The sequence below is a fragment of the Carnobacterium sp. CS13 genome (assembly GCF_016653495.1).
Classification (GTDB): Bacteria; Bacillota; Bacilli; order Lactobacillales; family Carnobacteriaceae; genus Carnobacterium_A; species Carnobacterium_A antarcticum.
Genome location: NZ_CP067364.1, coordinates 24,283 through 38,866, shown reverse-complemented (window position 1 = coordinate 38,866; position 14,584 = coordinate 24,283). Strand labels below are relative to the sequence as shown.

The following is a 14,584-nucleotide window of genomic DNA, read 5'->3' as shown; positions in this document are numbered from 1 at the left end:
TAACGCATTTTTAAATAAATCGATGATTTTTTCAAATCTTCAGCCAAGATGACTATGGATTGATTGGTTCTGGCAGGAGTAAAAATAAGCTTTTCTTGTTCACACAACTCCTCATCTATAATTTGCTTTAATCGTTTAAAATTGAAATTTTGGTAGTTAATTATTCTTTAGGTCCTTTTTCTGATATTATATTCCTATGAGGATGAAATGGAGGAATATGAATTATGTTGAAATTTGAACAAAATATACGTGGAAATGTAGCTCTAGGTATAAATCCACTTGGATGCAAACAGGAAGTATTGAATCAAATCGACTATGTGAAAAATAAAGGGACTTATCAAGGCCCCAAAAAAGTATTAATCATTGGTGCATCATCAAGCTACGGTTTAGCCACTCGAATAAACTTGGCTTTCGGTGCGGGAGCAGATACGATCGGCGTTTCTTTTGAAAAAGGACCAAAGAACGAAAGAAACCTAGGAACAGCTGGTTGGTACAACAATATTGCTTTCCGAGAAGCTGCTGAAAAAGACGGGCTGATTGCTAAAAACTTTGTTCAAGATGCCTTCAGTCATGAGAGCAAGCAAGAAGTTATCGATTATATAAAGAGCGAATTTGGGGGCAAAGTAGACTTAGTCGTTTACAGTCTGGCAAGCGGCAGAAGAACAGATCCTGATACTGGGGAGACATATAGTTCTTCTATTAAAGCTATTGGAGAGCCTGTAGTGGGACCGAATATCAATATGCAAAAGCAAGAATTCTACACGGAAACCTTAGATCCCGCAACTGATCAGGAAATCCATGATACAGTCAAAGTAATGGGTGGAGAAGACTGGCAACTATGGATGGAAGCACTAAAAGAAGCAGACGTATTGGCGGATGAAGTGCTAACAACTAATTATTCTTATCTAGGAACTGAACTGAATCACGATTACTATGGCGGCGGTACTCTTGGCCGTGCCAAAGCAGATTGTGATGAAAAAGCGGATAATATCAACGCATTACTTACAGACATCAATGGCAAAGCCTTGATCGTGGTTGCTACTGCAGTTACTACTAAAGCAAGTTCAGTTATTCCTTTCTTCCCAGTTTATTGTATCGGTCTTTACAAAGTAATGGCAGAAAAAGGAACTCATGAAACAACCATTATGCATCAAGACCGAATTTATCGAGAAATGATTTATGGCGACAAGCCCGAGTATGATGAAGTTGGCCGATTGAGACCTGATAGTTGGGAACTTGACAGCGACACTCAAGCCAAAACGAAGGAACTCATTCTAAAATTAAATGAAGAAAACTTTAATTCCGAATTAACAGCTTATGACATCTTTTACAAAGAGTTCTCAAATTTAAGTGGCTTCATGGTTGATAACTATGTTGACCAAGAGGTTACTCTTGAAGAATTAAAAGCATTAAAATATTAATTTTGGCGCCGCATCAAACTATGCCAGTAAGGATTAGGAAGGTTATGGCTCTATAGTCATAGCCTTTTTTCTGTGTATTAATAATGTTAAACGATTTTCTTATCTCATCTCAAAATAGAAAACCTCATTTATTTATAATACGGCTCTCCGTAGTATATCTAAATGAGGTTTTAGTTCTATCTATGAGGAGAAAAACCTCAATGCATTATTTTCTTGAATTACTCCCCAAGCGGTTGAGACTCTGCTGCAAGACCTCTTTGAACGCCTGGTCGTTCTGCAATGCGGTGAGACCATTCTAAGAGATGAGGGTATTCATCCAGATTTAAAAATTCATATGATCCTTCATATAATTTTCCTGAAGCTAAACGACCGTACCAAGACCAGATGCCAATATCTGCAATGGTATAAATATCGCCAGCTATATAAGGACGCTGTGCTAAAGTTTTATCGAGTAAATCCAATTGTCGTTTCGTTTCCATCGTGAAGCGATCAATCGGATATTTCATAGGCTCTGGAGCATAAGCGAAAAAGTGGCCAAATCCTCCACCAACATAAGGACCTGCTCCTGTTTGCCAGAATAACCAATTAAGGGTTTCAGTCCGACCATGAATATCAGTTGGAATCAGTTGGTCAAATTTCTCGGCCAAGTAAAGAAGAATGGAACCTGATTCAAATATTTCCACACGAGGACTTTGACTTTGGTCAACAAGGGCTGGAATTTTAGAGTTAGGATTAATCTCGACGAAATCCGAACCAAATTGGTCGCCTTCCCCGATATTAATAGTGTACAAGTCATAGTCTACGTCTTCTATACCTAATTCTTTTAGCTCTTCGAACATAATCGTGACTTTAATGCCATTCGGTGTTCCTAGTGAATAGAGTTGGAACGGAGCGTCACCGACTGGTAATTTTTGTTCGAAACGACTGCCAGCTGTTGGACGATTGCCGCCTTTGTTTGAATTCTCTTCTTCCCACTGCCATACTTTTGGTAATTCATATGCTGTCATCATACCACTCCTCATAATGTTTATAGTACCTCCATCATACTACTCCTGTACCAATATGCCCAAGTTTTAGCTTATTTATTTATTATACAGGTCTCTCAACTCCTTTAAGCTGTGCTTTTTGCCTATTGATCTATTAGAAAGCAATATAGAAGATAACATGGGCGTGCCTATATGACCTATTCATGCTAGAATAAAAATAAGAAACTATTGGAGGATGATATTATTATGAAGCAAGAACTCGTTGAGATTTGCCTGCGTGTCAGAAATATTGAGGCTACTTTAGACTTTTATACGAATCTATTCGATTTTGAAGTTGCCAGCCGCAGAGAATTCCCTGAAAATAAGTTTGATTTAGTTTACCTGAATTCTCCCGGTTCGTCTGTTCAAATTGAACTCACTTACAATTACGATGCCGAGCCATATAATGTAGGAAATGGCTTCAGTCATTTAGGTGTGACTGTCAGTGACTTAGAAAAAATGCATGAAGTTTGTAAGGCTTCTGCTTATGAAACAGGTGAGTTAAGAGGACTTTCAGGCGGCACACCCACATATTTCTTTGTGACAGACCCTGATGGCTATCGAATTGAAGTAAAGCGTGCAAAATAATTTTTTCTACTATTTTAAATGTAAGCATGTTGGTTGTTGCCAATATGCTTACATTTTTTAATTCCCTCTTATTATTTCTCAAAATTATTTGTACGTTCATTACTTTCTAAAAACCTCATTTACTTATGGTACGGTTCTCCGTATCCTTTGTCTCTGCGGTTTTTAATCAACGTAGAGTTGTTTCACATATCTTTTTGATTAACAGTATATATTCCTTATCATACTACATAGATTCACTCACGTAATAGACCTTTTTACTGATTATCAATAGTATTAATTATTGAAACCATTATCAACATAGCATTTTCATCAAAATAGAATGTTTCTTTTGAATAGAACGATCCCCCTACATCTTCGCCCAAACTAATTGAATCAGGAGAAAAGAAGTAATCTCCATCCTTGTACGGTTGAAAGTACTCTCTTAATATTTTAGTGGTATTTTTATCAATTGAAAGACAAAATTCTTTAGTGACTATACTAAACAAGTCTAAAATGTTTTTCTCCCATTCTGGTAAATAGTTTAATACATTAATTTCCTCTAGCTCTATACTGCTAATATATTTATCGTTTTTATAGTTCTTTCCTTTATTTTTTTCAAGGTGATTCTTTTCAATTATCAACTCACATGTTATTTCACCGCTAACAATATCAATTTCTTTTGAGAAATTAGTTATTGGCAATGAAAAATGTTGCCCAAAATCTCTCAATACTTTCAAGAATTGACTCTCGTCCTTTTTTTCATATTCTTTTATTATCGTTTCTATATTCTCATTCTTAATTTGGGCACCAAAAGATTTCATATTGTCGACTAACTGTCTAGTAAATAAAATGTATTTATATATAAGATATTTATATTCAGCATATAGTATATTTAAAGTAATTTTATCATCGTACTTAGTACCTTCATTAAATGTATTAAGCTCCTCTAAAGACTTCATTACATTGAAGCAACAATCATAAATATTTGCATACTTTTGGAAATCTTCATTAAAATCTTTCAATAATTCATATTCTTCTTCAGTTATTTTCTGAGTAACTAACTTCTTCCTTAAGTTGTTTAACGTATACAAGGTTTCCCTCCTTAAAACATGTTGTATTTTTTCACTTTCAAGATAGCTTTTAAATATACTGTCATTCTCGTAAAAACCTCATTTACTTATGATACGGTTCTCCGTACTATATCTAAATGAGGTTTTAATTTTATCTATTACAATATTTTTATTAAATCACTTTTCGATTAACTAGTACTTAGCTACTAAATTATCTTGAATACAGGATTCTTCTGCACTAAATTAAAGATACTAATCTAAGAATAAAAACTCATAGGTGCTTTCATACAATTTTCCTAAGCCAAACAACTACTACTCCCTAAGTAGGCACTAGAAAATCATAACCTATAATTCAAATTCATTACACCTCTTTCAGACATATCAGATGATGTAAATATTTCTTCTTTAGTCAAAAAATATATTTCTTTAATTATTGTTTGTTTTTCATCTTCAGGCTCCGTTTGATTTATTAACTCAAATATCATTTCCATATCATTTAGTTTTTCGAAATCTTGACTCACATAATATTCATATGTGGATCCATCAGTTGAGCTAAAAATAAATTCATAAAGTATTTTATAAAGAGTATTTTTGTTGTATAATCCCTTTAAATATTCTTTAAGCTCATCTAAATCTTTATCTTCACTTAAGTAATATTTATAAACAGAAATTAAATTGCCTTTTTTATTTAAATCATAATCAAAGATATTTACTTTATTACTCACTATTTTAATGATAATATTACCCAAATGTTCTTTTACAATACTCGCTATGTTGTCGTTCTCAATTTTTACTTTTTCCTTAGAGTTTGTCCAATATATAAGACTGTCTAAATTCGAAATATCGTTTATTTTATTTAAATTTTCATTTAGAAAAGACTTGATAGTTTTCTCATCTTTTATCACTACCAACAACTCAGAAATAAGAATGATAATTCTTTCTCTATTACTTATACCTAAGAATGGACGTTCATCAGATAACGCATCTAAATTCTTCAATAATTCTTCAATAAAATATATTCGATTCTCTAAAAGGATGTCATCACCAATATATTCTATATGCATCAATGAATAATTCTGCTCTTCTATGTCTAAACTGTAAATATACTCTATTGCTGCATCAGTACCAGATTTTGAGGGGTTATTACTACCAAGGAATTCATTCATTTTTTCAGATATTTCTGCTTCTTTAGTCAAGCTAAAATTAAAATACATTGAATAAAAGTCTGCACTATATATTCTTTTATTTTTATGAGCATTTTTATACGCAGGATCTTGCCGTGTATACGAAGTTCTTAAGTTTAAATCTGATCCGTTAAGATAATCTTTCACTTTAGAAAAATTTAATTGCAATAAAGAAAAATAATTTCCATGTTTTTTTGAAAGTTTATCAAAATATTCCTTATTTTCATTATTTTGTTTAGCCTTATCCCATGCGTAATCTTTACTATCAAATGTTATAAACATATCAGGGTTTTCGTACATTTCTAGATACAAATCGTAGTCAAAATATTTAATTAGTTCCAATATAAAATAATCAGTAAAATATTTATGCGTTGTAAATTTTCTCAATGGTAAAATTATAGAATTTATTATTCTTTTCAATTCTCTTAATTCTAATCCTTGATTTACTAAAGAATTGACAATAAATTGTAATTCAGTTTCAGAATATTCTATATTAAATCCCTTTAATATATTTGATAACGATAAATATGAAATTCTTACTATTGTTGATTTATTCGGAACCGGTAAAATTATTCTTTTTTGAATTAACTTGCTTAAATATTTTTTAGATATATTCTCACTTAGTAAGATATCATTTAATTCTTCTTGATCATAAGCTAAAATTATAATGAAATTTTCTATACCACTTAGTACGTTATGGACAAAACTTAAAATTAAAACTATCTTGTCACTAGATAACCTATCTAAATTATCAATAATTAAAACTATCTTTCGATTATTTTTATTTAAATAATTATTGATCCTTTTCAAAAGAGCTTGCTCATCATATTTAGTTTCATTTATTAAGTTTTGTAAACCATTAAATTTTTCACCGAATACTAATGAAAAAAAAGATTTTTTTATTCTAGTTAATTCTTCTGAAGAAATCTCAAAAGTCTCTCTATCAAACACTTTATCGAGTAATCCCTTGAACATAGCCGCATTATTTTCATATACCCATGGATTAAATTCGTCAATAATCAATATTTCATCGTTATCTTTTATTTCATTGCTTAGATTATTAACAATTGTGGATTTTCCAGTTCCCCATTTACCTTCTATGCCAATAACCAAACGTTCTTCAGAATTGTAGTCTTTTATTAAACTTTTTAACTCATTAACTATAGGCTCTCTATCTAGTAAATCGTATTCAACTGCATCCTCACCTAATATAAAGTTTTTCTCATATTCAATTTCATTATTTATTATTAATCGCAAATCAACAGTAATACTAGTAACCGGTTCCTTTAGAGAATCGGTACCTATTCTTAAAACTCTTAAAAATATCAATCCAAATAAAGCTAAAAATGAAAAAAATAATATTATAGTAATAAAATTTAAGTTATATAAGGCTATAATTCTAAAACATAATAAACTCACTAAGTTAATACTAACGGAAATTAATATAATGTCGGTTTCAGACAAATCTTTAGCGTATAGTGAGTAAGATAATTTTTTATAATTTAAAAAAACTAAAAAGAGCAAGATTACGAGAAAAAATATTATCATAAACTTGCCAAAAACATCACTACCAAATTGACTTATCAGATTCTTATAATCCATCCATATCAACAAAAAACTACTAATAAAAGAATTAAACAAAATTTTACTTGGACTAAAGTATTCATTTAAATCGGTAAAATATTGATGGAGTTTATTTTTCATACTGGTTCTCCTTTTGTCACTATTTAAAATCATCTTTGTTAATACTCACTATTCTAATTTTGATAAGTTGAAAAAATTTTTAATATCATTTTTTGAACAAATTGGGATAATTTTAAAATTTGTAGTAATACGAATAAATCATAAAATTAAAAACCTCATTTACTTATGGTACGGTTCATTCTTCATAATTCTAAAGCTGCGGTAAATTTGTTCGATCAGCACTAAACGCATCAATTGATGCGGCAGCGTCATTTTTCCAAAAGAGATTTGAGCATTGCTGCGTTTCATCACTGCTTCGCTTAATCCCAATGAGCCGCCGATGACAAAAACCAAATTGCTTTTTCCTTGAATACCGAGCTGTTCAATTTCTTTAGAAAATGCTTCAGATGTCCGCTGACTTCCTTCAATCGCTAAAGCAAATACATAAGCCTGATCTGAGATTTTAGACAGTATCCGTTCGCCTTCTTTTTCTTTGACTTGAAGCATTTCTGCTTCGCTTAATTTTTCGGGAGCTTTTTCATCTGGAACTTCAATTAATTCAATTTTGCAGTAGCTTACTAGCCGTTTCGTATATTCTGCGATTCCCATTTTTAAATACTTCTCTTTTAATTTTCCAACAGTAATAATTTTGATATTCACAGTTATCCCCCTTAAAAACGTAGTTATCCACAAAAGTTATCCACATGTACACAACTCCAGCACTTCATATGGTAGACGAATACCCGTTCTCTACCACATATATGGCTGGGCTTTGGCAATAAGCACATTTCACTTCAACGTTATCCACAGGGTCAACAGGCTTCAATATCGGCATTTCAAAACCGCCATAAACTGCATCATCTAGCGCTTCTTCTACATCTTCTTGACAAGCATAAATACGTTCCATCCACAGTCTCCTCCAATTTTTGTGGATAACTTTCGTTTCCACGATGTGTGTCTTTTTCCATTTTACAGCACTTATGCACAATGTTCAAAACTATTTTGATTTGTTTATCCCCAGTTTTGAATTTTTTGCGAAAAAAAGCCTAAAAAAACCGAGTATCCACATTGGTTAAAATGTGGATACTCGGTTTTTTATCTTTAAGTTATCGACTCTGTATCGGTCATGGTGATGGTTGTTTTTTCTAATTTTCCATTGCGGTAATACTCAACTTCGATTTCTTTGCCAAGTTCAGTTTTGTAAATTTCTTTACGCAACGAAATGGTATCAACAACGTCCTCGCCATTAAATTTCACTATAACATCGTATTGCTCTAAGCCGCCTTTTTCTGCTGCTGAATCAGGTTGTACCTGTCCAACGACTACACCTGCTGTCACATCTTTTGGCAATTTCAAGACACTTGCTTGTTGCTGCTCAGATATTTGTGAAATATCCAAGAGGCTGATGCCAAGAACAGGACGAACAACTTTACCTTCTGTTTCTAATTGATTGATAATGCTGACAACATCGTTACTAGGAATAGCAAATCCCATTCCTTCAACCGTATCTGTCGAGATTTTCATGGAGTTGATTCCAATTACTTGTCCAGCAATATTGATCAAAGCCCCTCCTGAGTTTCCCGGGTTGATCGCTGCATCGGTTTGCAGAGCTGTCATTTCCCAGTCAATGACGCCATCTCCGTTAATATCTGTATCCACACTCCTATTTTTAGCAGAGATGATACCTTGAGTAACAGAAGATGCGAAATTAGTACCTAGCGGTGAACCAATAGCAATAGCAGGCTCGCCAACTGTTAAGCTATCAGAATCTCCAAAAGTTGCTGCTTTCGTCACGTTTTCAGATGGAATAGATAAAACTGCTAAATCGGTCCAAATATCTGTTCCAATAATTTCAGCTTCTACTTTTGTGCCGTCTTTCATCAGCACTTCAACGGCATCCGACTCATTGATAACATGATTATTGGTCACGACATAAGCGGTATCGCCATCGATTTTATAAATGACGCCGCTGCCTTCACCAGCAGTCTGCAAACTAGAATCCTCTGACATATTTGTACCATCAGAATCAGAACCAAAAATGCCGCCGAACCCTTCTGTATTTTGCTCTTGCATATTTACGACTGAAACAACCGAATCTTCAACTTTCGCTACTGCATCGGTTACTTCAGAAGTAACATTGACGCTGACATCGGTAGTTGTTACTTTGCCATTCTTATCGACTATCCCTGTTGAATTAGTGGGCATATCGGGTTCCATCGTATAAAGGTATCCTCCACCCAACAAAGCGACGACCAATCCCCCAATCACTCCGCCAAGAATACCGGACTTTAATGTTCCACGTTTTTTAGGTTTGGTTTCATTTGTTGATTTTTTATTATTTTGGCTCACTTTAATCACCTCTCACCTTTTTTTTATAGCTTTAGTTTAACCTTAACCTTTGAATTTTTTATGAAAACAATTAGACCAATTAACACTATTTTTCTTTTAGTTTACCATAAGTATCCTTTTTACTAGCGTTATCTGCTCTCACTTTTCTTTATTCTAACCTTAATTTTTAGGGATAGCCATCATCTTCCCTTATTCGCATTTTTTGCAAAAAAAATCCAAACCATAATTGTTCTTTTCTATGGTCTGGAGAAGTGTTCATTTAATTTTCGTTTATATTAAATAACAAATAAAGAAGTTGGTTCACTGGGATCTGTGTCATAAACAGTGAAGGTTTCGCCTACTCCGGTCCCTTTTTCTTTTAATATACTTTCCGCAGTCATACGGGCTAATTCTTTGATATTATTGTCTTTGCTTAAATGGCCTAGGTATACACGTTTGGTTTTTTCTCCTATGATTTCAGCTAAAGCTAAAGCACCGTCTTCATTTGATAAATGACCTTTATCGCCTAAAATCCGTTGTTTTAAATGCCAAGGGTAAGCACCCATCCGCAACATTTCTAAATCATGGTTGCTCTCGAATAAATAAGCATCCGCATCCGCTAAAATACCACGCATCCTATCGCTCACATATCCTGTATCGGTCAACATCACAAATCGTTTATCGTTCTTATGAAACGTATAAAATTGGGGATCCACAGCATCATGAGACACACCGAAACTTTCTACATCTACGTCTCCAATTGCCATTGTTTTACCCATTTCAAAAACAAATTTTTGCTCTGTTTTGATATCGCCAATAATCGGAGACATTGCTTCCCACGTTTTTTCGTTAGCATAAACATCTAATTTGTATTTACGAGCTAACACACCAACCCCATGTACATGATCCCGGTGCTCATGGGTAACTAAGATACCGTCCAAATCGGCAACATCACGATCGATTTTTTTTAATAATTCAGTAATTTTTTTTCCGCTTAATCCACCGTCAACTAATAGTTTCTTTTTTTCTGACTCAATATACGTCACGTTTCCAGAACTGCCACTCGCTAGAATACTGACTTTTAATCCTTGATTTTGGCCTTTTAACATTTCACTAATCCCCCTCGATCATCCCACTCATTTTATACCAAATACCGCAAAATATCTACCTGTCTGTTTGATCCTAATAATGACCAACACGGTTTGATAAAGAACCAAAAAAACCAGCGAACCAAGAAAAATCTCTTAGGTCGCTGGTTTAAGGGTTTGATTGTTTATTGTTTCTCTGAAGACAGCTCACTGGAACTCGATTCAGAAGAATCGGCAGATGAGTCGTCTTTTTCTTCTGATGGCGGTGTCTCTGTAGAAGAACTCTTGATAATAGTCCCATTAATAGCATCAACACGCTTCGCTTGCGTATCGGTACTGGAATCTATTTCTACAAACCAGACAGGCGCGTACATGCTTAATTCTTCCAAATTCAGTGTGCGGTAATAACCTAAAATAGGCTTTTTCACAGTAGTATCTGCCGGTATTTCATTATTTTGATACAAAATATCGACGGCATTTTTATCTGTGATCAATTCACGACTTTCACCTTGCACCGTGACTGGTCCTACATAACGTTGTTCGTAAGAAATGACTTGCTTACTGCTGTCTAAATGAAAAATGATTTCTGAAGTTCCATCGGTAATTGGAATATTATTTGCAATTTGTGCATAAATAATTTGTTGCCCCGAGGGAATATAGCGGAAAAATTGATAGTCTTTTCCAAACAAGATTTGATCGCTTTTTACGAAATCGTTTAATTTTTCGATATCTTTAGACGTTAATTTTTTTTCTTGAGACAAGGCAATTGGATTAGATAAGATACTGCTGTAAATCGCTCCATTTTCTTCAACAATTCTCGTTTGATTGCTAAGTTTGTCGCGGTTTTCTGTTAACAAATCGTTTGCTTCAGTTTGAACATAAGGAACTTTATTTGTTTCATTTTGGAATTTAGGCAACTTGATGTTGGCTTTATCCATTTCATCTATAAAATTCACTTGAACATTAGAATCATTTTCTGAGAAGTCATTGTAATTTTTATCAAAATAAGTCACTAGGAGAAAAACATTCAGTGCCAGGAAGGTCAGGACAAAAATGATTTCAATTCGCTTAAAGTCCATTGCTCTCATCTCCTCCATCCTGATGCAAATCTCGAGAGTTCAGCCAAGAACCATTGACATAAATGTACCAATCAGGCTCTAAACTAATCACTCGGCTGGATTCAGAACTATTAGACCATGTGTACCCTAATTGGATATCTTCGATCTCTTCGATGGCATAACCTTGTTCTGCTAAATACAGCAGCAATTCTTCCCCATTTAGTAGTTCTTTTTGATTGTCTTCATCTGAAATCGGCGTTTGTGCAACCATTAATGGTACTTGTAATTCTGACATGCCATTTTCAACAACTGTAATGTGTGTTGCCCCATAATCGGTCGTTCCGAAAACAGGATAACCGTCAATATACCGACGATAGGTGACGACATTGCTTTGGCTGTTGTAGTCAAAGAAATGGATTTCATCGGACCAGTTTTCATACAACATCAATTCAGTGAACGAATCTCTTAGCGTCTCAGTTAACGGCATTTTTTTGTCCGATGCGCGATTACGGTAATAACTTAGAATATTCGTGTCTTCGTTGACAAACATTTTACTAATGTAGTCAATATACTGAACGGAATTTTCACTCCGCGTTTCTTTCACTTCAGAAGTATCGTCAAATAATCGTTCAATAAACAGACTATTCGGCTGTCTTTCCACCATATAGGTTAGATAAGGCAGTTCAAACGGGGCAATCGGTAAATATATGTTGTTGTTCTTGGCCTTCACGGTCATCACAGACTGATAAGCTGCTTCTTCTTTTCGAAGAGCCGCCATCAATTTTTCCTGATCCACACCTTCTAGGCTGCTGCTGTACAATAAATCAGAATCCGTATTATAGAAATAAATTCTGTCTGGGTCAGAAATAGAAAGATACACCCGATCAAACGTCCGATTCTGGTACTCTCCAGGCAAATTGGTAAATTTATCGCTCATCATTCCAAAAGGAATATTTTCCAAATAAATCAACTCTATTTTATCTGATTGAGACAGACTGTTCTGATAGTTCTCATTCGAAATTTCTAAAGGATCTTCTAAATTTTCCATTTGCCAATCCACCATAAAAAATTTGGAGAACGTCGACAAAGTCGCACGATTAGTCGTTATTTTGTCCATTCCTGCTTCATGTAAAACAATCTGCGAGGGACCGAACACATGCGAAAGCTGTCGTGAAATTGTCACAGAAGAGGTCTTTTTTTGATCGTTGTTGGTTTGTTCATCGTACTGACTCGGCATAGTCCAAATCGCCCAAGTCAGAAAAAGACTGAGGATAATGAGAAATATCAAAGCTATTCTGATAAATCCTGTTCCTTTCATTCCCAATCATCCTCCTCATAAGGGAGATACGGCAACGAAACATAAAAGGTTGTCCCTTTTCCTTCGATGCTGTCTACCCAAATTTTTCCGCCATGTCGTTGAATCACTTCTTTAGAAATGGCTAGACCCAGACCTGTCCCGCCCATCGAACGTGCTCTGGCCTTATCTACTCGATAAAAGCGGTCAAAGACATGCGGCAAGTCTTTCCTTGGTATTCCCATTCCTTGATCAGAAACGCTGATAACGACGCTATTATGCGTTTCCTGCAGCCGACAAGTGATCGTTCCGCCGTCCGGCGAATATTTAATAGCATTATTCATAATGTTATCAAATACTTGCATCATTTTATCCGTATCTATTTCGGCCCAAATCTGACGATTGGTAAATTCGCGTTTGATTGAAAAGGCCTTTTTAGGTTTATCCGAAGATTGGATCATCATATCAAAGCGATCCAGTACGTGGCTCATCAATTCATTGATATTGATGTACTCCAATTCCAATTCGCTATTGCCTGCATCCATTCTTGATAAGTTCAATAAATCAGAAATCATACGAATCATGCGATCGGTCTCTTCTTGCGTAACTTGCAGAAAATTCGGTGCGATCTCAGGATCTTTCCAAGCCCCATCGATCAGAGCTTCCAGATAGCTCCGCATGCTGGTTAATGGTGTTCTTAACTCGTGTGAAACATTCGAGACAAAGTCTCTGCGTTCCCGTTCTATTTTCTCTTGTTCCGTTACATCATGCAAGACGCAGACGATTCCGCTGATAAAACCCGTTTCTCTTTGGATCAAAGAAAATCCTCCTTGCAAAATCAAGGGGTTTTCAGGCGTTGAAAAATTAAAAGATAACTCTTCTTCATTTTCTAATAATTTACGCAATGAAAATTCTTTTTCTTTTTTCAGAACTTCCAGAATGGATCGGCCAATCGCTGTTTCTTGCGTAACATTTAGCATCTCCATGGCCATCTCGTTGATGATCACAATTTTCCCTCTGCGGTCAGTGGCGATAACGCCATCTGTCATGTGGGTCAAGACACTGTTTAATCTTCTTCTCTCTGCTTCTGTTGATTCCTGTGCTTCTTCTACTTTGATGGAAAGGTCATTGATCGCTAAAGACAATTGTCCCAACTCATCCTCACTGTAAATTTTTACTTGTCCAGAATAATTGCCTTCTGCCATTTGAATAGTTTGGTGAGTCATTTCAGTGATTGGTTTAGTGATTGCTCGCGAAATAAATAAAGCCAGCAATACTGTCAGACCCATAGAAATAAGCGAAGCATTTAAAAAGATGATCGTAATTTCTTCAATTTGTTGATAAACACTTTCAATATTGGTTTTTAATGAAATGACGCCTAATACTTCATTAGAGCCGTCATTCGCTATAATTGGAGAAACCAACTTCCAGATTCGGTCGTTGGTTGTTTGATCCGTATATTGACTTGTGGTTTTACTGCTTAACAATAAAGCTTGATGAACATCACGATCTTTCGATTTCATGCCGACAACCGATTGATTCGTTGTGTCGCTTGTTCCTAAAATGTAGTGTTGTGGATTGATGACTTGGGCTTCTAGTACACCATTTCCTGAAAAATCTCCTAACAACCTTCCAATTTCTTCATTCAAATTCCGATTTTCTTTGTCTACTAACAGAGGTTGCAACGTATTGTCCAAAAATCCTACTTGAAGTCTGCGTTCCTCTTGAAAGTTATCAATCAATTGTGTTTCTAATTGTCTAACAAAATAGGCTCCTATCAATTCTAAGGCAACCAATAATAAAACAATGAACACGAAGACAATTTTAAAATCGATCGATTGAAAAAACCCAATTTTTTTCTTCATG

12 protein-coding genes are annotated in these 14,584 nt (G+C 34.7%); 2 read left to right on the top strand and 10 right to left on the bottom strand.

Annotation, left to right across the window (positions count from 1 at the left end):
- Positions 1 to 224: 224 nt before the first annotated feature.
- Positions 225 to 1,421: an enoyl-ACP reductase FabV gene (gene fabV / locus JHE06_RS00175; RefSeq protein WP_201088913.1), complete on the top strand. Its 1,197-nt coding sequence runs from the start codon at positions 225 to 227 to the stop codon at positions 1,419 to 1,421.
- 218 nt (positions 1,422 to 1,639) lie between these two features.
- Here fabV and yghU read toward each other — a convergent pair whose 3' ends face one another.
- The gene (yghU, locus tag JHE06_RS00170; protein ID WP_201089886.1) at positions 1,640 to 2,428 is read right to left on the bottom strand and encodes a glutathione-dependent disulfide-bond oxidoreductase; all 789 of its coding nucleotides are present in this window, start codon (positions 2,426 to 2,428) and stop codon (positions 1,640 to 1,642) included.
- Between the two features lie 225 nt (positions 2,429 to 2,653).
- On the opposite strand from yghU, the gene gloA reads away from it, so the two are divergent.
- The gene (gene gloA / locus JHE06_RS00165; RefSeq protein ID WP_058919599.1) at positions 2,654 to 3,034 is read left to right on the top strand and encodes a lactoylglutathione lyase; all 381 of its coding nucleotides are present in this window, start codon (positions 2,654 to 2,656) and stop codon (positions 3,032 to 3,034) included.
- A gap of 254 nt (positions 3,035 to 3,288) precedes the next feature.
- Here gloA and JHE06_RS00160 read toward each other — a convergent pair whose 3' ends face one another.
- The 9 genes from JHE06_RS00160 to walK form a co-directional block, all read right to left on the bottom strand.
- The gene (locus tag JHE06_RS00160) at positions 3,289 to 4,104 is read right to left on the bottom strand and encodes a hypothetical protein (RefSeq protein ID WP_201088911.1); all 816 of its coding nucleotides are present in this window, start codon (positions 4,102 to 4,104) and stop codon (positions 3,289 to 3,291) included.
- Positions 4,105 to 4,421: 317 nt separating this feature from the next.
- Positions 4,422 to 6,971, bottom strand: coding sequence for a P-loop NTPase fold protein (locus JHE06_RS00155; RefSeq protein ID WP_201088909.1), 2,550 nt, complete (start codon positions 6,969 to 6,971; stop codon positions 4,422 to 4,424).
- Positions 6,972 to 7,130: 159 nt separating this feature from the next.
- Positions 7,131 to 7,610: a 23S rRNA (pseudouridine(1915)-N(3))-methyltransferase RlmH gene (gene rlmH / locus JHE06_RS00150; RefSeq protein WP_201088907.1), complete on the bottom strand. Its 480-nt coding sequence runs from the start codon at positions 7,608 to 7,610 to the stop codon at positions 7,131 to 7,133.
- A gap of 64 nt (positions 7,611 to 7,674) precedes the next feature.
- Positions 7,675 to 7,857 (bottom strand): CxxH/CxxC protein, encoded by a 183-nt coding sequence (locus tag JHE06_RS00145; protein WP_201088905.1) that lies wholly within the window; start codon positions 7,855 to 7,857, stop codon positions 7,675 to 7,677.
- Positions 7,858 to 8,051: 194 nt separating this feature from the next.
- Complete coding sequence (locus JHE06_RS00140; protein WP_236253522.1) at positions 8,052 to 9,299, bottom strand: S1C family serine protease; 1,248 nt, start codon at positions 9,297 to 9,299, stop codon at positions 8,052 to 8,054.
- Positions 9,300 to 9,574: 275 nt separating this feature from the next.
- Positions 9,575 to 10,387 (bottom strand): MBL fold metallo-hydrolase, encoded by an 813-nt coding sequence (locus JHE06_RS00135; protein ID WP_201088901.1) that lies wholly within the window; start codon positions 10,385 to 10,387, stop codon positions 9,575 to 9,577.
- Positions 10,388 to 10,551: 164 nt separating this feature from the next.
- Positions 10,552 to 11,445 (bottom strand): two-component system regulatory protein YycI, encoded by an 894-nt coding sequence (locus tag JHE06_RS00130; protein WP_201088900.1) that lies wholly within the window; start codon positions 11,443 to 11,445, stop codon positions 10,552 to 10,554.
- Entirely contained in the window at positions 11,435 to 12,742 is a 1,308-nt protein-coding gene (locus tag JHE06_RS00125; RefSeq protein WP_201088899.1) for a YycH family regulatory protein, read from the bottom strand. Before JHE06_RS00125 ends, JHE06_RS00130 begins: the two co-directional genes overlap by 11 nt.
- A complete protein-coding gene (gene walK, locus JHE06_RS00120) occupies positions 12,739 to 14,583 on the bottom strand; it encodes a cell wall metabolism sensor histidine kinase WalK (protein WP_058919589.1) in 1,845 nt (614 codons plus the stop codon). The genes JHE06_RS00125 and walK overlap by 4 nt, the downstream gene beginning before the upstream one ends.
- Between the last annotated feature and the right edge of the window lies 1 nt (position 14,584).